We start from the raw sequence: 18,182 nt of genomic DNA, 5'->3' as shown, positions 1-18,182 counted from the left end.
CATAACCCGAAGGTCGCAGGTTCAAATCCTGTCCCCGCAACCAAATGGTCCCGTGGTGTAGTGGTTAACATGCCTGCCTGTCACGCAGGAGATCGCCGGTTCGACCCCGGTCGGGACCGCCATTTATGTTGGCTCGGTAGCTCAGTCGGTAGAGCAGAGGACTGAAAATCCTCGTGTCGGCGGTTCGATTCCGTCCCGAGCCACCATTTTTTTTATGCCGGCTTAGCTCAATTGGTAGAGCAACTGACTTGTAATCAGTAGGTTGGGGGTTCAAGTCCTCTAGCCGGCATCATTTAGGGGCATAGTTTAAAGGTAGAACTGAGGTCTCCAAAACCTCCAGTGTGGGTTCGATTCCTACTGCCCCTGTAAAGTATATGGGCCTATAGCTCAGCTGGTTAGAGCGCACGCCTGATAAGCGTGAGGTCGATGGTTCGAGTCCATTTAGGCCCACCATATATTATTCCGCAGTAGCTCAGTGGTAGAGCTATCGGCTGTTAACCGATCGGTCGTAGGTTCGAGTCCTACCTGCGGAGCCATGGCCCGTTGGTCAAGTGGTTAAGACACCGCCCTTTCACGGCGGTAACACGGGTTCGAATCCCGTACGGGTCATACAAAAAAGAGTCAGCATTATGCTGGCTCTTTTTTATTTTGTTGATCCTTTTTATCATTTTACTTTCCAGAAATAAATAAAGGAATTTTGGAAAAGCTATGGTATGTATAAAAAGGAGGAAATAAATAATGACACGAGTTAGAGACTTAATGAGTACCCATATTGTACATTGTACACCGCTAGACAATGTATATGAGGCAGCTGTAAAAATGAAGGAAGAATCGGTTGGGTTAATTCCTGTTGTTGAAAATGAGCAGGTTGTTGGGCTTGTTACTGATCGAGATTTAGTTGTTCGAGGGATTGCTGAAAAACATCCTGGATCTAATAAAATTACAAATGTAATGACAACAAATATTATCTCAGTTTCTCCAAATGATTCTATTGAAAAAGCTACAGAGCTAATGGCACAGTATCAAATTAGACGGTTACCAGTAGTTGATAGTGGTCAGCTTATTGGCATGTTAGCACTAGGAGATTTAGCTATAAGGGAATCGGCAGATGATCAAGCTGGATTTGCCTTGAGCGAAATCTCAGAGCGTACAGAGTAAATTGAAACTTTAATTAACCGAGATTTTAATGGTCACTCATAAAGAGCTAAATTATATATAAAGTTCAGATGCATTATTCTAGTATATATGGATTAAACTAATATGTTAGCGTGATGTATCTGAGACATTATATAATAAGGATATGGTTAATAATTTCCACAGTTTTTTTAAATTTGTTATTCTTCATTTTTAATAAGAGAAAAGATGATATACTGATAGATATAAGTATTATGAGAGATTTCGAATATAACAATATTAATTTTTAGTGGTACGATAATAAATTAATATTTCCTACATAGATGAAAAGGGAAGGGGAATTATATGAAGGCTGTACAGGGCGATCCAAATTGGAATTTGGTTACAGATACATATATAGAACCAAATAATTTTGCTGAATTATTTTCTTTGCTTGTACCTTGTCACCCAAAAGGTGAGGGGAAAGAACGAACTATATTAGTATGGAAAGAGAAAGAATTTTATAAAGAAGAAAATTTAGCGGCATTTATCGTATATGGCATGAATAAAGTAAAGAATTTACCGCAGTTTCATAAAGATGAAATTCCAACTTTAGTGCGTATTCTTCGCTTATGCCAAGAGATTGGTTGGTATGAAGAGGCAAATGCTTTTATGATAGCACAAGGATTAGCTGAGTTTGTTCATACTTCATTGGAATATGAAACATGGGATCTTTTGACGCAATCAGTTGCTTTAAACTATTTAATTATTAAATATCGTATAGGTGAATTGACAGATAGGGATATTGAAATTTGGGATAGAGTTAAATTTAATGAGAAATGTATAACCGATTGTAAACATTTATTATCTCATAAAGAAGTATTGGAATTTACATTCTTTTATATGTGTAAGAGAGCGAAATCATTATCAAAAGAGCAATTAAATAGTGATATGATGAGTTTAGCAATGTATTGTAATACTTTCGTATATGATTTATATACACATGATTTATTACGGAAATATCGTAAGTGTACAGATTTCCTATCATATTATGGACCTAGTCAGGCAGTTTTAGCATGTCAAAGAGCTGTATTATCTCAAATTTCCGATCGCTTAGACCCATTAAAGACAACACATGTAGATGATTATTTATATGTAATGAAAGAAATGATGGAGCATATGACGATAGGAGTAATGGATCGATACGGTCATTTTATTGGAAAGCTACTATCTTATGTGCCATTTTTCGAGATGATACAAGTTCCACAGCATGCATATTATTGTGAAGAATTACTGTATATTTGTAAGGGCATTAAATATAAAGAAGAAACACTACGCAATTATATATTTATACAATTACATGATTGTTTACCATCATTCTTTAGGCTATTTCTTAAAAATAAGCGTTACGCAACGATTCATGATATTCTTTTCTATTGGTGCGATGACGAACAACGAATGAGCTTAGAGAAAAAATATAATCTGAGCTTTATTTATGAAAAATATGCTTGTGGATAAACAATATTTTCGATATGAAAAATTAATATAAATTAAAAAGGATCTCCAGTTTATGTGAGATCCTTTTTTGTTAGTAAAACAAGGAGAAAGTGATTAAAACAAGAAACAACATTCCATATAGGAGAAGTTGTGCAGTATAACTTCCTTGTATACCAAAAAAAGTATTGGCTTTCTTATACAAAAGCAATATGTATTTTATTGGAGTATCTTTGAAAGATTGGTACACAGTGTCTCCTCTTTCTAAGCTTCTTGTTCTTGTTTTTGTTTTTGGTTATAAGGGACATTAATATATCTAGCTACAAATAATAAAACAGCCATAAAGAATACTGGAAATACAGTAGATAAATAAAAGCCATTACTAATTATATTTGTTATGAGAGCACTCAAAAGAAATATAGCGTTATAAATATGGGCAATTTTTTGTTTTAGTTGCACTTGAAATGATTCCATCATAATTTCTAATGCAACAAAAGCAATAATAATAGATAAAAATACAATGTTTGTATTGTAAATGATTAAACAACAGATTAAACCTAAAAAGGCTGCGTATTCAATTATAAGAGGTATATTGCGCGGCATACAATTTACCTAACTAAATATGGCAGTGGATTTACTGCATTTGTTTTTTCAAAATTCCATTCTCCATTATGTAATTCAAAATGAAGATGTTGCCCGTATGAATGACCTGTGTTGCCCATATGACCTACTAATTGTCCAGCTTGTACTTGATCACCAGTTTGTACAGTGCGATCCTTCATATGAGCATAAACAGTTGTATATAATTTCCCATTGATTTGATGCGCAATGAACACAACATTGCCATAGCTAGCTGAATAATAAGATTTCACAACTTTACCTGCAGCAGCAGCTTGGATAGAGACGTTCCCTGGAGCAGCAATATCTATACCATAATGCATTTGTTCCCAGCGTATATCAAAGGTTGAGCTAATTCTTCCTTGAGCAGGGAATTTGAAAGCAGCTGGAATAGATGAAGGCTGATCTGTTTTAGTCTGTGGTTGATTTTGTACTACATAGTGTTTTGCTACATATCCGTATCCTGTGCCAAAACGAATTTTATACCAAGTTCCTACAGTTTCTACTACTTGTACTTGTGTACCGTTTTGTAATGAACCGAGTAGAGCGCTACTTGTACTAGTGTTGCTACGTACATTCAGATTAGGTGTTGCAACAGTATATTTTGTATTATTTTGAACGGTGATTCCTTTTACTAAGGGTTGTGAACCATTAGAGATGAATGCTTTTTGTACGTAACCCGTTTGGCCATTATGTGATATTTTATACCATTCGCCTTGATCTTCTTGAACGGTAATAAACTTGCCATTTGGTAATACATCTAAAATGGAAGATTCTAAATTAGGTTCAGAGCGAACGTTTAATGCATTAGCATTGACGATGTATTGATCATTAGATTGAAGTTTGTTTTTTAGTAAAATAGCATCTTTTTGTACATAACCTACTTTATTATGAACAGATACTTTATACCAACCATTAGTTGTTTCAAGGATGTTCACTTTTGTATTAAAGCGAATTGTATCAATTGATGTGCTCTTTACGTTATCTTCTGTATGTAATGCTACTTGATCGACTTTGACATACCCAGTTTTAACATTAGATAATTGTTCAGCGTTTGCTTTTTGTACATTTGTTTCACCCATAGAAGGAAGTAAAGAAGCAATCGCTACAGTAGTTGCTGTTAAAGCAGTAGCTTTCATATTCATGGAATAGAGACCTCCTCTAGTTGTATAGTTGTAATTTTATTATAGTATAAAGATATAATATAGTGGGTGTATTCACATAAATGTAATATGAAATCAATATAAAAATAAATTTTTTGAGGATAATGATTCCTTTTTAAACAATTAATTGGAGTTTTATTTTCTAAAATAGAATGTATGTATTGTATAACTTTAATTTTTTGTTGATAATTAAGAAAATTAAAATAGTTGATGATGTCTTATTAGGGTGTTATACTGACAGTGATAATTTTATAGTTTGCTAGGAGAGCTGGTGTTGCCAGCTGAGAGTAGGCCGTAAGCCTTTGATCCTTTTTATTACCTGATCTAGATTATGCTAGCGTAGGGAAGCAATTCGGACACTAACAATGAGTCCCCGTTTCTTTGCGTATAGAAACGGGGCTTTTTTATTTGAAAATTTCATATTGAAACCACTAGGGGTGCTTGATTTGCTGAGAGAGGAATAATCCTTAACCCTTATAACACCTGATCTAGGTAATACTAGCGAAGGGAAGTGGAACATCGAATAAATGTATAATTTTATTTGCTGTAACCACTTCTTATATATAGAAGTGGTTTTTTATTTAGATACATATATTGAAAGGGGATAGAGAAATGAAATTTTGCGATAGATTATTAGAAACTGTGCAACCGGTTTGGGAGATGAGTCATAATCATCCGTTTGTAGTGGGTATGGGAGATGGCACGTTAGAAAAAGATAAATTTCAGTATTATATTATTCAAGATTATTTATATCTGCTAGATTATGCAAAATTATATGCGATTGGTGTTGTAAAAGCAACGAATCCACAAGTAATGGGAAAGTTCGCTGAACAAATTGATGGAATATTAAATGGCGAAATGACAATCCATAAACAATATGCAAAAAGACTTGGAATTTCTATAGAGGAGATAGAGTCTGCAAAACCATCTGCTAAAAATTTAGCTTATACAAATTACATGATGTCTGTATCTCAAAATGGCACACTTGCAGAATTAATAGCAGCGCTTCTTCCATGTATGTGGAGCTACTGGGAAATTGGAAAGCGTTTAAATGATATTCCTGGAGCAAGAGATCATGAGTTTTTTGGTGAGTGGATTCAAGGATATAGTTCGGAAGAATACGGTAATCTTTGTATTTGGTTAATAGATTTATTAAATGAAATGGCAGTTGGAAAGTCTGAGAAAGAACTAGATAGATTAGAGGAGATTTTCTTATATTCCAGTCGATTTGAATATTTATTCTGGGATATGTCCTATCGTAAGGAGATGTGGGGATTTGAGGAGCAAGAACATACTACAGTTTCATAATGTTTCTTTTCATTACGATGAGAAACCAATCATCCATGAATTAAATGCTTCTATACATGAGAAAGAGTTTGTCAGTATTATCGGACCGAGTGGATGTGGGAAAAGTACTTTATTTCGCCTTATTACAGGCCTAGAGAAGGTAAGTACTGGAAAGATAGAACTGACAGAAACAAAGCACCATCCTGTAGGATATATGCCGCAAAAAGATATGCTTTTGCCGTGGAGAACAATTATTGAGAATGCTGCTCTGCCGCTAGAGTGCCAAGGTGTACAGAAGAAAGAAGCACAAGTAAAGGCAAAGGAACTGTTATATAAATTTGGTTTACAAGGATATGAGACAAAACATCCGAAAGATTTATCTGGTGGTATGAGGCAACGCGTATCTTTTATCCGAACTTTGTTAACGGGCGGGGAGATATTGTTATTAGATGAACCGTTTAGCGCGTTAGATGCTTTAACGAAGGCCTCTTTGCAAGAATGGCTGTTTGAACAATGGCAAGAGTGGGAAAAAACAATTTTATTCATTACTCATGATGTTGAAGAAGCGTTATTTCTTTCGAACCGAGTTTTAGTAGTGGAACAGCAGCCGATAACGACTTTGACTGAGCGGATTGTACCACTTGATCATAACAGAACACGAAAAGATTTATATAAACCGGAAGTATTAGCGCTGAAAGATGAGCTTCTTAGTATGTTACAAAGGCAGGTACTTGTGTGATGAACCGATTGAAAGAATTAGTTCCTGCTATTACACTTTCTAGTATTTTACTAGCTGTGTGGGAAATAGGAGCAAGAATTGTAGATGAGATGTACATTTTACCGTCACCGTCTGCGATTGTAATGAAGATATGGAAACTAAAAGACATATTATTTACGGTCCATTTACCTGCAACGTTATACGTCGTTTTAATAGGTGTTGTTATTTCTATCGTATTAGGTGTAGGGCTAGCGATGTTAATGAATGCGAGTACATGGATGGAAAGAGCATTTTATCCATTATTAGTTGCTTCACAAACGATTCCGATTACTGCGCTTGCTCCGCTATTTGTTTTATGGTTTGGATACACAATTTGGAGTAAGGTTGTTGTCACAGTTTTAATTACGTTTTTCCCGATTGCGGTCAATACGTATGATGGACTGCGTAGTACAAAAAAAGAATGGGAGGAGCTCTTAGTTACATATGGAGCAACGAAAAGAGATATTTTTCTTAAATTAAAGTTGCCGTCTGCTCTTCCTTATTTTTTCTCAGCTTTAAAAATTGCAGTTCCGCTTAGTGTTATCGGAGCAGCAATTGGAGAATGGCTCGGTGCACAAGCTGGACTTGGATATTTCAGTAAGAGAATGATGACGCAGTTAGATGGAGCTGGCGTATTTGCACCCATTGTATTGTTATCATTATTAGCTATTTTCTTCGTCGTACTTATTTCCATATTAGAAAAGAAATTCATTAGTTGGAGGAAGCATTCATGAAATTTTTAAAGCGCATCTTTGTGTTTACATTATTAATTGCAATGATTACAGGATGTTCAAGTAATTCAGCATCAGAAAAAAGTAAAAAAGAGAAAGAAATAACAGTCATGTTAGATTGGTATCCAAATGCGGTACATAGCTTTATTTATGCAGCAATTGAAAAAGGATACTTTAAAGAAGAAGGTGTAAAGGTAAATATTAAATTCCCTTCTAATCCGACTGATCCATTAACATTGGCAGCAGCAGGGAAGGTGACAGTTGGCTTGTATTATCAGCCAGATGTTGTTATGGCAAGAGCAAATGAGCAAATTCCAGTGAAATCAATTGGGGCTGTCGTACGTTCACCATTAAATCATGTCGTATCGCTGAAATCAGCGGGTATTCAATCACCGAAAGATTTAGAAGGAAAAACAGTAGGATATTCTGGAACACCTTTAAGTGAGATGTATTTAAAAACGATGGTAAAAGAAGCTGGTGGTAATCCTGATACAGTGAAAGTAGTTGATGTTGGATTTGATTTAGTACCAGCCTTAATTACGAAAAAAGTGGATGCGGTAACAGGGGCATACATTAATCATGAAGTACCGGTTATGCGTCATGAAGGCCATGAACCAGCTTACTTTAATCCAGCTGATTACGGAGTACCGAACTATCATGAACTTGTGTTTGTAACAGGTGATAAAACGTTGAAAAAAGATAAAGAAGCGTTGCAAGCTTTCTTACGTGGTACGAAAAAAGGCTATGATTTCATGAAGAAAAACCCAGATGAAGCATTGAATATTTTATTAAATCATCAAGAAAAAGAAAACTTCCCACTTGTGCCAGAAGTTGAAAAGGAAAGTATGAAAATTTTATTAGAGAAGATGGAAACGAAAGATGAGCCATTTTTATCAGATTCAAAAGAATCTTGGGAGAAACAAAATAAATGGCTGAAGGACAAAGGAATGACGAAAGAAACCGTTCCAGCCGATGAACTATTCGAAAATATTTTAAAGTAGGCGAATGAATATGAAAAATGAGCTCCACGTAATCTCAAATGGTCATATGCCATTCGAAGAGTTAGTGAATGTAGCGATGCAAATTGAGAGTGAGATTGATTATTTGCATATTCGTGAGCGTGAGAAGAGTACGAAGGAGTTATATGAAGGTGTGGAAAGTCTTTTAATGGAAGGCTTTCCGGCTTCTAAAATTGTCATAAATGATCGAATTGATATTGCAATTTTATTAAATATTCCTCGTGTTCAACTAGGGTATCGAAGCACAGATGTAAAGTCAGTGAAAGAAAAGTTTTCGTATTTGCATGTTGGTTATTCTGTGCATTCGCTAGATGAAGCGATAGTAGCATTTAAAAATGGAGCGGATTCACTCGTTTATGGTCATGTATTTCCGACAGATTGTAAAAAAGGTGTGCCAGCGAGAGGGCTTGAAGAAATTTCTGACATTGCAAGGTGTTTATCTATACCGATTACAGCAATTGGAGGAATTACTCCAGAAAACGCAGTGGATGTCCTTACTAACGGTGTAAGCGGTATAGCAGTTATGTCCGGAATTGTAAGTAGTAGTGACCCGTATAGCAAAGCGAAATCTTATAAGGAATCAATAAGAAAGTGGGCGGAAAAACATGTGTGAGAAGTATGATGTAGCGATTATTGGTGGTGGTGTAATTGGTAGTTCAGTTGCACATTTTCTAGCAGAAAGAGGACATAAAGTAGCGATTGTGGAGAAGCAAAGAATTGCATCGGAAGCTTCAAAAGCAGCTGCTGGTCTACTTGGTGTTCAGGCAGAATGGGATGCGTATGATCCGCTATTTGAACTTGCTAGAGAAAGCCGAGCTATATTTCCACAACTTGCAGCAGTTTTACGTGAAAAAACGGGTATTGATATTGGATATGAAGAAAAAGGAATTTATCGTATTGCTCAAAATGGAGATGAGAAGGAAAGAATTCTTCACATTATGGATTGGCAGCAGAAAACAGGTGAAGATTCCTATTTTCTAACGGGAGACCATGTGCGGGAAAAAGAGCCGTATCTATCCGAATCCATTATAGGAGCAGTATATTATCCGAAAGACGGTCATGTTATTGCACCAGAGCTTACGAAAGCATTCGCACATTCTGCGGCAATGTCAGGTGCTGATATATATGAACAGACAGAAGTATTTGATATTCGTATTGAAAATAATAAAGTGACCGGAATTTTGACATGCGAAGGTATTATCACATGTGAAAAAGTCGTTATTGCAGGAGGTTCATGGAGCACGAAGTTACTCAGTTATTTTCACTACGATTGGGGGACATATCCAGTTAAAGGAGAAGTGGTTGCGGTAAGAAGTAGAAAACAACTTTTAAAAGCACCTATTTTTCAAGAAAGATTTTACATTACTCCAAAGCGCGGTGGACGTTACGTAATTGGGGCAACAATGAAGCACCATACGTTCAATAAAACTGTGCAGCCAGAAAGTATAACTTCTATATTAGAGCGTGCTTATACAATATTGCCAGCTTTAAAAGAAGCAGAATGGGAAAGCACGTGGGCAGGATTAAGACCACAATCGAACCATGAAGCTCCTTATATGGGAGAGCATGAAGAAATAAAAGGTTTATATGCTTGCACGGGCCATTATCGAAACGGTATTTTATTAAGTCCTATTTCTGGCCAATATATGGCGGATTTAATAGAAGGAAAGCAAGAGAATTATTTGCTAGATTCATTGCTTTCTAGAAGAGTTTAGAAAGGGGATGGAAGTTTGAATTTAAAAATTAATGGTAACCAAATTGAAGTGCCAGCGAGTGTAAAAACAGTAGCTGAGCTACTTACACATTTAGAACTAGATAACAGAATTGTTGTAGTAGAGCGTAATAAAGATATTTTACAAAAAGATGATCATACAGATACATCTGTTTTTGATGGAGATCAAATTGAGATTGTAACTTTCGTAGGAGGCGGTTGATTATGTTAAACATTGGACCATTTTCATTTCATTCTAGACTGTTATTAGGAACAGGTAAATTCCCTGATTTTGACGTACAGCAAAAGGCAATTGACGTTTCTGAAGCTGAAATTTTAACGTTTGCAGTACGTCGTATGGATATCTTTGATGCAAAGCAACCTAATTTATTAGAGAAACTTGATGTGAAAAAATATACGTTATTACCAAATACAGCAGGGGCAAAAAACGCTGAAGAGGCTGTTCGTATTGCAAAATTAGCAAAAGCTTCTGGGCTTTGTGACATGATAAAGGTAGAAGTTATTGGTGATGATAGAACGTTATTACCGGATCCGGTAGAAACGTTAAAGGCATCTGAAATGTTACTGGAAGAAGGATTTATCGTACTTCCGTACACATCTGATGATGTTGTATTAGCACGTAAATTACAAGAGCTTGGCGTGCATGCGATTATGCCAGGAGCATCTCCAATCGGATCAGGACTTGGTATTGTAAATCCATTAAATTTGGGCTTCATTATTGAACAAGCGACAGTACCAGTTATCGTTGATGCTGGTATTGGTAGCCCAGCTGATGCGGCATTTGCAATGGAATTAGGAGCAGATGGCGTGTTATTAAATACAGCTGTATCAGGAGCAAAAGATCCTATTAAAATGGCACAGGCAATGAAACTAAGTATTGAAGCAGGACGTTTAGGATTTGAAGCAGGTCGTATTGCACGTAAGCGCTGTGCAACTGCAAGTAGTCCTTTAGAAGGAATGAGCGTAGTTGAATAATCGATATTCTCGCCAAGAACTATTTTCTCCAATTGGAGCAGAAGGGCAGCAAAAGATAAGAGAAAAGCATGTACTTATTATCGGTGCAGGTGCATTAGGTAGTGCAAATGCAGAGATGTTTGTAAGAGCGGGTGTTGGCAAGATAACAATTGTTGACCGTGATTATGTAGATTGGAGTAATTTACAAAGACAACAATTGTATGCAGAGAGCGACGTAAAGAATAATCTCCCAAAAGCTATAGCGGCTAAAAAACGTTTAGAAGAGATTAATAGCGATGTAACAATAAAAGCTCTCGTTCAAGATGTAACAGCTGAAGAGCTAGAAGAACTTGTTACAAACGTTGATGTAATTATTGATGCGACTGATAATTTCGAAACACGCTTTATTGTGAATGATATAGCACAAAAATATTCTATTCCATGGATTTACGGTGCATGTGTAGGTAGTTACGGTCTTTCTTACACAATCATTCCTAGTAAAACACCATGTTTATCATGTTTATTGCAGTCGATTCCGCTTGGCGGGGCAACATGTGATACAGCGGGTATTATATCACCTGCTGTATCTCTTGTCGTTTCTCATCAAGTAACAGAAGCTCTTAAACTGTTAGTAGAAGATTACGAATCACTTCGAGATGGGCTTGTATCGTTTGATATGTGGAAGAATGAGTATTCATGTATGAATGTGCAAAAGCTTCGCCAGCATAATTGTTCTTCATGCGGAGAGAATGCATTATATCCGTATTTAAATAAAGAGAACACATCAAAAACAGCAGTTTTATGCGGGCGAAATACAGTTCAAATTAGACCACCTCATAAAGAGGAAATGAATTTTGAACAATATAAAGAGTTGCTGGAAGGTCGCGTGAATGATTTAAATGTAAATCCATATTTACTATCATTTTCTGTTGAAGACAAGAGGTTAGTCGCCTTTAAAGATGGCCGTGTGCTCGTACATGGAACGAAAGATATAAGCGAAGCAAAAACGATTTATCATCGTTATTTTGGATAGAAAAGGATGAGTGGGATGAAAGTGAATAAAGCTTTAACAATTGCAGGATCTGATAGCGGCGGCGGTGCTGGAATTCAGGCAGATTTAAAAACATTCCAAGAGCTTGGTGTATACGGAATGACGGCTATTACGGCAATTACTGCTCAAAACACGCTTGGCGTTCAAGGGGTATATCCTGTTCCGTTAGAAGGTATTACAGAACAGCTGAATTCAATTGGTACGGATTTAACACCAGATGCAGTGAAACTAGGAATGTTATTTAGTAGTGAAATAATTCAAATTGTTGCAGAACAAATTAAAAAATTTGGCTGGAATAATATTGTGCTAGATCCCGTTATGATCGCAAAAGGCGGTGCATCATTATTACAGCAAGAAGCAGTTCATGCATTAAAAGAATATTTATTACCAGTAGCAACCGTTATAACACCGAATGTTCCAGAAGCAGAAGTGTTAACTGGGATGGAGATTCATAATGTTGAAGATAGTAAGGAAGCTGCAAAAGTATTGCACGAATTAGGTGCTAAATATGTGCTTATGAAGGGCGGACATGCAGAATATCAAGGTAATGAAGTAATTGATTTCCTCTTTGATGGAGAAGAATTTATTGAGTTTAGAAGCGAGCGAATTCCTTCAAAGCAAACGCACGGAAGTGGGTGCACATTTGCTTCAGCGGTTACAGCAGGACTTGCGAAAGGATACTCAATTGAAGATGCTGTTCAAGAAGCAAAACGATTTATTAGTATAGCAATTGAAGAGCCATTGAATATTGGTAGTGGTCATGGACCAACGAATCATTTTGCGTATAAAGTGAATAGAACGCGTGTATAGATAAGTGAAAAGCCAGTTTTATAACTGGCTTTTTTTCTGTTTACTTTTTCAAAATACAGGAGTAATATATCAGCCAGAATATATTTTTTTGTAAACGCTGAGTCCAATTATATGGAGCGGAGGAACCAATTTGTGCAGTGTCACTAGGGGTGAATCTTTCAAATTTGAAAGTAGGGCTACTCTCAAAGCCCGAATCCGACAGCTAACTTCGTAAGCGTCTTGAGAGAGGACGGTGCCATGATGGATACATCACTTCATCGATCTGATTAGTATAGGGGAATATCAATCTATGTTTGATTTCTTTTATACTAAGGAGGATGAGGTACATGGAACTAACACTTATTTGTGTTGGAGAAGAAAGTAAGGTAAATAGTTTAAGAGATCTAGTTGCATTTCAACATGAGTTAGTTATTTTTACAGCAAATGAAGAGGTAGCGGCTGAAGTTAGGAATTGTGGGTTTGATTGGACTTATAGTTGTAGTAAGGAGCAGGATTTTACTAGTATTTGTGAGTGTATTAAGAAGGTCATTTTACTAGGGGATGAGCTTCCAATCGTTAGTTTCTTCACAGAACACATTCGTTTTTCTTTTCAAGCACCTATTACTGTTGTTACAAGGAATAAACGATATCCAGCGAGGCTCTATGAAACAATTGGAGCTAAGTTTGTCGTGTTTACAAATTGTGATAATATTTCTTTTTTATTTTTTGAATAGGGCGGGGGAAGAAATGATGAAGGTACTATTACTTGGAGATATAGCAAATCGTTGGGCAGTATCAGTAGAGCGAGTTCAAGAATTGGTCCAGATTGATCCCCTTTTTCCAGGGCCATATATTATATTACCATCAAAAGATGCTTTGTATTTAGAGATGGATATTACCGAGTATGAGCAGCTACATGCAGAATTGACACAAGTTTATATTCGTGGGAGAAATTTACGTGCATTTTTACGAGGAGAATAAAGGTTGAATAAAAAAGAGCGAATGCTGAGTGCAACAAGCTATGCACTTCATGTCATTCGCTCTTTTTATTTCATATTTAAAAGGTCATTTTTAAGAAAAGAGAAGAGAAATAAAGAAAATAGATGAAATGATAGTAATAAACTTCAATGTAAGCGTTTAAACGAATGTAAATATTATTATTTTCAGAAATTTACCCCTTTACAAGTGAAAAATAGAGGAGTATATTTACTCTCATAAATCATTCATAAAATTTCCAAAAAAACCTAAAATCGCTGAGTTCCAGAAATGGAGCGGGGGAACCAATTTTGTGCATCGTCACTTGGGGTGAATCTTTCAGTTTTGAAAGTAGGGCTACTCTTTAGGCCCGAATCCGACAGCTAACCTCGTAAGCGTTTAGAGAGGAGGTTTACTTTTTGTTGTTCATTTTTTGAACACTGAGTAGAGCTCAGTGTTCTTTTTTAATATTTTAATGGTAAATTTTTACAAAAAAAAGAAGAGAGGGATAGTTATGTTAGATGTTGTAATGGTCGGGATTTTTATTTTATTAGTTGCATCGATGGCAAGTCTTGCAAGTTGGTCAGATAAAGTTGTGAAAGAAGGAAAGCAATCATGATGATTGTCTTATCGGTTATTGTCGCAGCAATTACAGTGTATTTAGTGTATGCATTATTAAATCCAGAGAAGTTTTAATTAGGGGGAATCATTCATTATGATTTGGGTTGCAGTCATTATTACAATGCTCTTGTTTATTTTAGTAGCAAAGCCAACGGGGATTTATTTAGAAAAAGCTTTTCAAGGTAGCAAAACGTTAGATAAAGTATTCGGGCCTTTTGAAAAACTTATTTTTAAAATTACGGGTGTAAAAGCATACAATCAAACGTGGAAACAGTACGCATTATCATTAGTTTTATTAAATGGATTTATGATCGTTGTCGTATACTTCATTTTCAGATTACAAGGTGTGCTGCCACTAAATCCAGCGCATATTGAAGGGATGGAGTCTACGCTCGCTTTTAATACAGCAATTAGTTTTATGGCTGATACAAACTTACAGCATTATAGCGGTGAAAATGGTTTATCTTATTTATCACAATTAATCGGAATTACATTTTTAATGTTTGCGGCACCAGCAACGACATTAGCGCTCGTTATGGCTTTTATAAGAGGACTTGCTGGAAAAGAACTTGGTAACTTTTTCGTTGATTTTACGAGAGCGTTAACGAGAGTGTTTCTTCCTATCGCATTTATTGCGGCACTAGTTTTTGTCGCGCTTGGCGTACCACAAACGTTAGATGGGGCGGTTACAGCACAAACGATTGATGGGGCAAAGCAAAGTATTTTACGTGGACCTGTTGCATCATTCGTTTCCATTAAGGAACTTGGAAATAACGGCGGTGGATTTTTCGGAGCAAACTCTACGCACCCTTTCGAAAATCCAGGACAAATGAGTAATATTTTGCAAATGATGCTTATGATGTTATTACCAACAGCACTTCCATTTACGTACGGAAGAATGGTCGGAAATAAAAAACAAGGCCGCATCCTTTTCGTGTCACTTTTTATGGTATTTTTACTAGGATTTATAACGATTACGACATCTGAACTAAACGGGAATCCGGCATTAAATGGAATGGGTATCGAACATGTACAAGGAAGTACAGAAGGGAAAGAAGTACGATTTGGAACAGTATTTTCTTCACTATACGCAACGGTAACGACAGCTGCTGAAACAGGCGCTGTTAATACGATGCATGATACGTTAACACCAATTGGTGGTCTAGTTCCTCTCGTAAATATGATGTTAAATACAGTGTATGGCGGAGTTGGAGCAGGCTTTGTAAACATCATTATGTATGCAATTATCGCGGTGTTTATATCTGGGTTAATGGTTGGACGGACACCAGAGTTTTTAGGTAAAAAGATTGAAGGTAAGGAAATGAAATTAATCGCAGTCACGATTTTATTTCATCCATTGCTCATTTTAGGATTTTCGGCATTAGCTCTTTCAACAAATTTAGGAACGGATGCTATTTCTCATTCCGGTTTCCACGGTTTAACACAAGTTGTATATGAATATACATCGTCAGCTGCGAATAATGGATCTGGATTTGAAGGATTAGGAGATAATACACCGTTTTGGAATATTACGACTGGTTTAGTTATGTTTTTAGGACGTTACTTCAGTTTAATTACGATGCTAGCTGTGGCAGCTTCGTTGAAAGAAAAAACGGTAGTGCCAGAAACAGTCGGAACGTTCCGCACAGATAATAGTTTATTTGGTGGTATCTTCATCGGAACAATTGTAATTGTCGGTGCATTAACATTCTTCCCGATGTTAGTACTCGGACCAATTGCAGAATTTCTTACATTGAAGTAATGGAGGGTAAATGATGAGACCGGTAGTAGTAAAAGAAAAACAAGTAAATGAGACACAAATACATGCTGTAGAAGATGAAGTTAGACAAGCGAAAACGATGGATCGTGATATCGTAACACATGCGATGAAACAATCCGTTGCGAAATTGAATCCGAAAGTCATGATAAAGAATCCGATTATGTTCGTTGTGGAAATTGGGTTTATCATTACGTTCATTTTATCTTTTCTTCCAAGCAGTTCTAGTAGTATACCAGGATGGTTTAATATAACAGTTTCTCTTATTCTATTATTTACAGTTTTATTTGCGAATTTTGCAGAAGCATTAGCAGAAGGTCGCGGTAAAGCGCAAGCCGATTCTTTAAAACAGTCGAAGAAAGATGTGTTTGCAAATGTTGTAAAAGAAAATGGAGACATTGTCCAAGTTTCAGCAACTGATCTTAGAAAAGGTGATGTTGTTATCGTAAAACAAGGAGAAATGATTCCGAATGATGGTGAAGTAATCAAAGGATTAGCGTCTGTAGATGAATCTGCAATTACAGGAGAATCAGCTCCTGTAATAAAAGAAGCGGGTGGTGATTTTTGTTCCGTAACAGGTGGAACGATGGTGGTAAGTGATGAAATTACAATTGTTATTACGAGTAATCCTGGTGAATCATTTATCGACAAAATGATTTCTTTAGTAGAAGGAGCTGCTCGTCAAAAAACGCCGAATGAGATTGCTTTAAATACAGTATTAACGAGCTTAACTCTTATCTTCTTGATCGTCGTTGTGACGTTGCCGATTTTTACAAATTATTTAGGTTTTCAAATTGATACAGCTGTACTCGTAGCATTGTTAGTATGTTTAATTCCAACGACAATTGGTGGTTTGCTATCAGCGATTGGTATTGCTGGGATGGACCGGGTGACAAAATTTAACGTGCTAGCGATGTCAGGGAAAGCAGTAGAAGCTGCGGGCGATATTAATACAATTATTTTAGATAAAACAGGTACGATTACTTTTGGAAACCGGATGGCTCATACATTATTGCCTGTAGGAAATGAAACGATTGAGCAAGTTGGAAAGTGGGCTGCTATTAGTTCTGTTTTAGATGAAACGCCAGAAGGTCGATCTGTTATCGAGTATGTGCAGGGAAAATCTATATCATATAATAGAGAACTTGCAGAACAAGGGGAGTTTGTTCCGTTTAAAGCAGAAACGAGAATGAGTGGTGTGGATTTACAAGACGGAACGAAAGTGAGAAAAGGTGCTGTCGGTGCCGTTATTGAATGGGTTGGGTCACAAGGTGGAACAATTCCGAAAGATGTAAATCAAAAAGCAGACTTAATTTCAAAAGAGGGCGGAACACCACTTGTAGTTGCAGTAGATAATCGTATTTATGGTTTAATTTATTTAAAGGATACAGTAAAACCGGGTATGCGTGAGCGTTTTGAACAGTTGCGCCAAATGGGGATTAAAACGGTTATGTGTACAGGTGATAATCCGTTAACAGCAGCAACGATTGCAAAAGAAGCAGGAGTAGATGAATTCGTTGCCGAGTGTAAACCAGAAGATAAAATTGCGGTTATTAAAGCAGAGCAAGATAAAGGGAAACTTGTAGCGATGACAGGTGATGGTACAAATGATGCTCCGGCATTAGCACAGGCTGACGTTGGATTAGCGATGAATAGTGGTACGACAGCTGCGAAAGAAGCAGCGAATATGATTGATTTAGACTCGAATCCAACGAAAATTATTGAGGTTGTAGGAATTGGTAAGCAATTGTTAATGACACGTGGTGCGTTAACGACGTTTAGTATTGCAAATGATATAGCGAAATACTTTGCGATTATTCCAGCGATGTTTACACTTGCAATTCCGCAAATGGAAGCATTGAACATTATGAAATTAACATCACCACTGTCAGCGATTTTATCAGCATTAATATTTAACGCTGTTATTATTCCATTACTCATTCCGTTAGCGATGAAAGGTATCGCATATAAACCGATGAGTTCTAATGCATTGCTTAGCCGAAACTTACTTATTTATGGGCTTGGTGGAGTTATCGTTCCGTTCATTGGAATTAAAGTAATTGATATAATTGTCGGCTTGTTCATATAAGGAAGAGGGGAA

General features: G+C 36.5%; 20 protein-coding genes, 7 tRNA genes and 4 riboswitches. Of the genes, 25 read left to right on the top strand and 2 right to left on the bottom strand.

Going from position 1 to position 18,182, the window contains the following annotated elements:
- The first annotated feature begins 46 nt into the window (after nt 1-46).
- From H6481_RS07060 to H6481_RS07020, 9 genes are all read left to right on the top strand, one after another.
- Nucleotides 47-122, top strand: a tRNA-Asp gene (locus H6481_RS07060).
- An 8-nt stretch (nt 123-130) separates the two neighbouring features.
- A tRNA-Phe gene (locus H6481_RS07055) sits at nt 131-206 on the top strand.
- A gap of 10 nt (nt 207-216) precedes the next feature.
- Nucleotides 217-289: transfer RNA gene (locus H6481_RS07050), tRNA-Thr, on the top strand.
- Nucleotides 290-295: 6 nt separating this feature from the next.
- Nucleotides 296-366: transfer RNA gene (locus tag H6481_RS07045), tRNA-Trp, on the top strand.
- Between the two features lie 10 nt (nt 367-376).
- Nucleotides 377-453, top strand: a tRNA-Ile gene (locus H6481_RS07040).
- An 8-nt stretch (nt 454-461) separates the two neighbouring features.
- A tRNA-Asn gene (locus H6481_RS07035) sits at nt 462-536 on the top strand.
- Nucleotide 537: 1 nt separating this feature from the next.
- A tRNA-Glu gene (locus H6481_RS07030) sits at nt 538-609 on the top strand.
- 129 nt (nt 610-738) lie between these two features.
- Nucleotides 739-1,158 carry a CBS domain-containing protein gene (locus H6481_RS07025; protein WP_000199012.1) on the top strand — a complete coding sequence of 140 codons (420 nt, stop codon included), beginning with the start codon at nt 739-741 and terminating at the stop codon, nt 1,156-1,158.
- A 321-nt stretch (nt 1,159-1,479) separates the two neighbouring features.
- The gene (locus H6481_RS07020) at nt 1,480-2,631 is read left to right on the top strand and encodes a DUF3965 domain-containing protein (protein ID WP_182811281.1); all 1,152 of its coding nucleotides are present in this window, start codon (nt 1,480-1,482) and stop codon (nt 2,629-2,631) included.
- A gap of 240 nt (nt 2,632-2,871) precedes the next feature.
- Here H6481_RS07020 and H6481_RS07015 read toward each other — a convergent pair whose 3' ends face one another.
- Nucleotides 2,872-3,210 (bottom strand): hypothetical protein, encoded by a 339-nt coding sequence (locus H6481_RS07015; protein ID WP_001137818.1) that lies wholly within the window; start codon nt 3,208-3,210, stop codon nt 2,872-2,874.
- A gap of 5 nt (nt 3,211-3,215) precedes the next feature.
- The gene (locus H6481_RS07010) at nt 3,216-4,370 is read right to left on the bottom strand and encodes an SH3 domain-containing protein (protein ID WP_001056046.1); all 1,155 of its coding nucleotides are present in this window, start codon (nt 4,368-4,370) and stop codon (nt 3,216-3,218) included.
- Between the two features lie 269 nt (nt 4,371-4,639).
- Nucleotides 4,640-4,751, top strand: a riboswitch (TPP riboswitch).
- A gap of 60 nt (nt 4,752-4,811) precedes the next feature.
- Nucleotides 4,812-4,915, top strand: a riboswitch (TPP riboswitch).
- Nucleotides 4,916-5,000: 85 nt separating this feature from the next.
- Between H6481_RS07010 and tenA the strand changes: the two genes are divergently transcribed.
- The 16 genes from tenA to kdpB all read left to right on the top strand — a co-directional run bounded on the left by tenA (nt 5,001) and on the right by kdpB (nt 18,170).
- Entirely contained in the window at nt 5,001-5,696 is a 696-nt protein-coding gene (gene tenA, locus H6481_RS07005) for a thiaminase II (protein WP_000666826.1), read from the top strand.
- Nucleotides 5,665-6,414, top strand: a complete 750-nt coding sequence (locus H6481_RS07000; RefSeq protein ID WP_001256790.1) for an ABC transporter ATP-binding protein — start codon at nt 5,665-5,667, stop codon at nt 6,412-6,414. The genes tenA and H6481_RS07000 overlap by 32 nt, the downstream gene beginning before the upstream one ends.
- A complete protein-coding gene (locus H6481_RS06995; protein ID WP_001080857.1) occupies nt 6,414-7,166 on the top strand; it encodes an ABC transporter permease in 753 nt (250 codons plus the stop codon). The genes H6481_RS07000 and H6481_RS06995 overlap by 1 nt, the downstream gene beginning before the upstream one ends.
- The gene (locus tag H6481_RS06990) at nt 7,163-8,164 is read left to right on the top strand and encodes an ABC transporter substrate-binding protein (protein WP_000670422.1); all 1,002 of its coding nucleotides are present in this window, start codon (nt 7,163-7,165) and stop codon (nt 8,162-8,164) included. The genes H6481_RS06995 and H6481_RS06990 overlap by 4 nt, the downstream gene beginning before the upstream one ends.
- A gap of 10 nt (nt 8,165-8,174) precedes the next feature.
- The gene (gene tenI / locus H6481_RS06985; RefSeq protein WP_000787167.1) at nt 8,175-8,795 is read left to right on the top strand and encodes a thiazole tautomerase TenI; all 621 of its coding nucleotides are present in this window, start codon (nt 8,175-8,177) and stop codon (nt 8,793-8,795) included.
- Nucleotides 8,788-9,897, top strand: coding sequence for a glycine oxidase ThiO (gene thiO / locus H6481_RS06980; RefSeq protein ID WP_071731148.1), 1,110 nt, complete (start codon nt 8,788-8,790; stop codon nt 9,895-9,897). The genes tenI and thiO overlap by 8 nt, the downstream gene beginning before the upstream one ends.
- Nucleotides 9,898-9,912: 15 nt before the next feature.
- Nucleotides 9,913-10,116 carry a sulfur carrier protein ThiS gene (thiS, locus tag H6481_RS06975; RefSeq protein ID WP_001049502.1) on the top strand — a complete coding sequence of 68 codons (204 nt, stop codon included), beginning with the start codon at nt 9,913-9,915 and terminating at the stop codon, nt 10,114-10,116.
- A 2-nt stretch (nt 10,117-10,118) separates the two neighbouring features.
- Complete coding sequence (thiG, locus tag H6481_RS06970; protein ID WP_000931980.1) at nt 10,119-10,889, top strand: thiazole synthase; 771 nt, start codon at nt 10,119-10,121, stop codon at nt 10,887-10,889.
- The gene (gene thiF, locus H6481_RS06965; RefSeq protein WP_001065409.1) at nt 10,882-11,901 is read left to right on the top strand and encodes a thiazole biosynthesis adenylyltransferase ThiF; all 1,020 of its coding nucleotides are present in this window, start codon (nt 10,882-10,884) and stop codon (nt 11,899-11,901) included. The genes thiG and thiF overlap by 8 nt, the downstream gene beginning before the upstream one ends.
- 15 nt (nt 11,902-11,916) lie before the next feature.
- The gene (thiD, locus tag H6481_RS06960) at nt 11,917-12,729 is read left to right on the top strand and encodes a bifunctional hydroxymethylpyrimidine kinase/phosphomethylpyrimidine kinase (RefSeq protein WP_029441655.1); all 813 of its coding nucleotides are present in this window, start codon (nt 11,917-11,919) and stop codon (nt 12,727-12,729) included.
- An 85-nt stretch (nt 12,730-12,814) separates the two neighbouring features.
- Nucleotides 12,815-12,962, top strand: a riboswitch (cyclic di-AMP (ydaO/yuaA leader).
- Nucleotides 12,963-13,055: 93 nt separating this feature from the next.
- A complete protein-coding gene (locus H6481_RS06955) occupies nt 13,056-13,442 on the top strand; it encodes a hypothetical protein (RefSeq protein ID WP_000424087.1) in 387 nt (128 codons plus the stop codon).
- Between the two features lie 13 nt (nt 13,443-13,455).
- Entirely contained in the window at nt 13,456-13,689 is a 234-nt protein-coding gene (locus H6481_RS06950; RefSeq protein WP_002025339.1) for a hypothetical protein, read from the top strand.
- Nucleotides 13,690-13,949: 260 nt separating this feature from the next.
- Nucleotides 13,950-14,095, top strand: a riboswitch (cyclic di-AMP (ydaO/yuaA leader).
- Nucleotides 14,096-14,197: 102 nt separating this feature from the next.
- A complete protein-coding gene (locus H6481_RS06945; protein ID WP_000887894.1) occupies nt 14,198-14,302 on the top strand; it encodes a SipW-dependent-type signal peptide-containing protein in 105 nt (34 codons plus the stop codon).
- Nucleotides 14,299-14,379 carry a K(+)-transporting ATPase subunit F gene (gene kdpF / locus H6481_RS06940; protein WP_000973728.1) on the top strand — a complete coding sequence of 27 codons (81 nt, stop codon included), beginning with the start codon at nt 14,299-14,301 and terminating at the stop codon, nt 14,377-14,379. The genes H6481_RS06945 and kdpF overlap by 4 nt, the downstream gene beginning before the upstream one ends.
- 19 nt (nt 14,380-14,398) lie before the next feature.
- The gene (gene kdpA / locus H6481_RS06935) at nt 14,399-16,066 is read left to right on the top strand and encodes a potassium-transporting ATPase subunit KdpA (RefSeq protein WP_071731149.1); all 1,668 of its coding nucleotides are present in this window, start codon (nt 14,399-14,401) and stop codon (nt 16,064-16,066) included.
- 13 nt (nt 16,067-16,079) lie between these two features.
- Nucleotides 16,080-18,170, top strand: coding sequence for a potassium-transporting ATPase subunit KdpB (kdpB, locus tag H6481_RS06930; RefSeq protein WP_043924621.1), 2,091 nt, complete (start codon nt 16,080-16,082; stop codon nt 18,168-18,170).
- Nucleotides 18,171-18,182: the final 12 nt, after the last annotated feature.

Source organism: Bacillus sp. ME78 (genome assembly GCF_903970865.1).
Classification (GTDB): Bacteria; Bacillota; Bacilli; order Bacillales; family Bacillaceae_G; genus Bacillus_A; species Bacillus_A cereus.
This window is presented reverse-complemented; position numbering and strand designations above follow the sequence as displayed.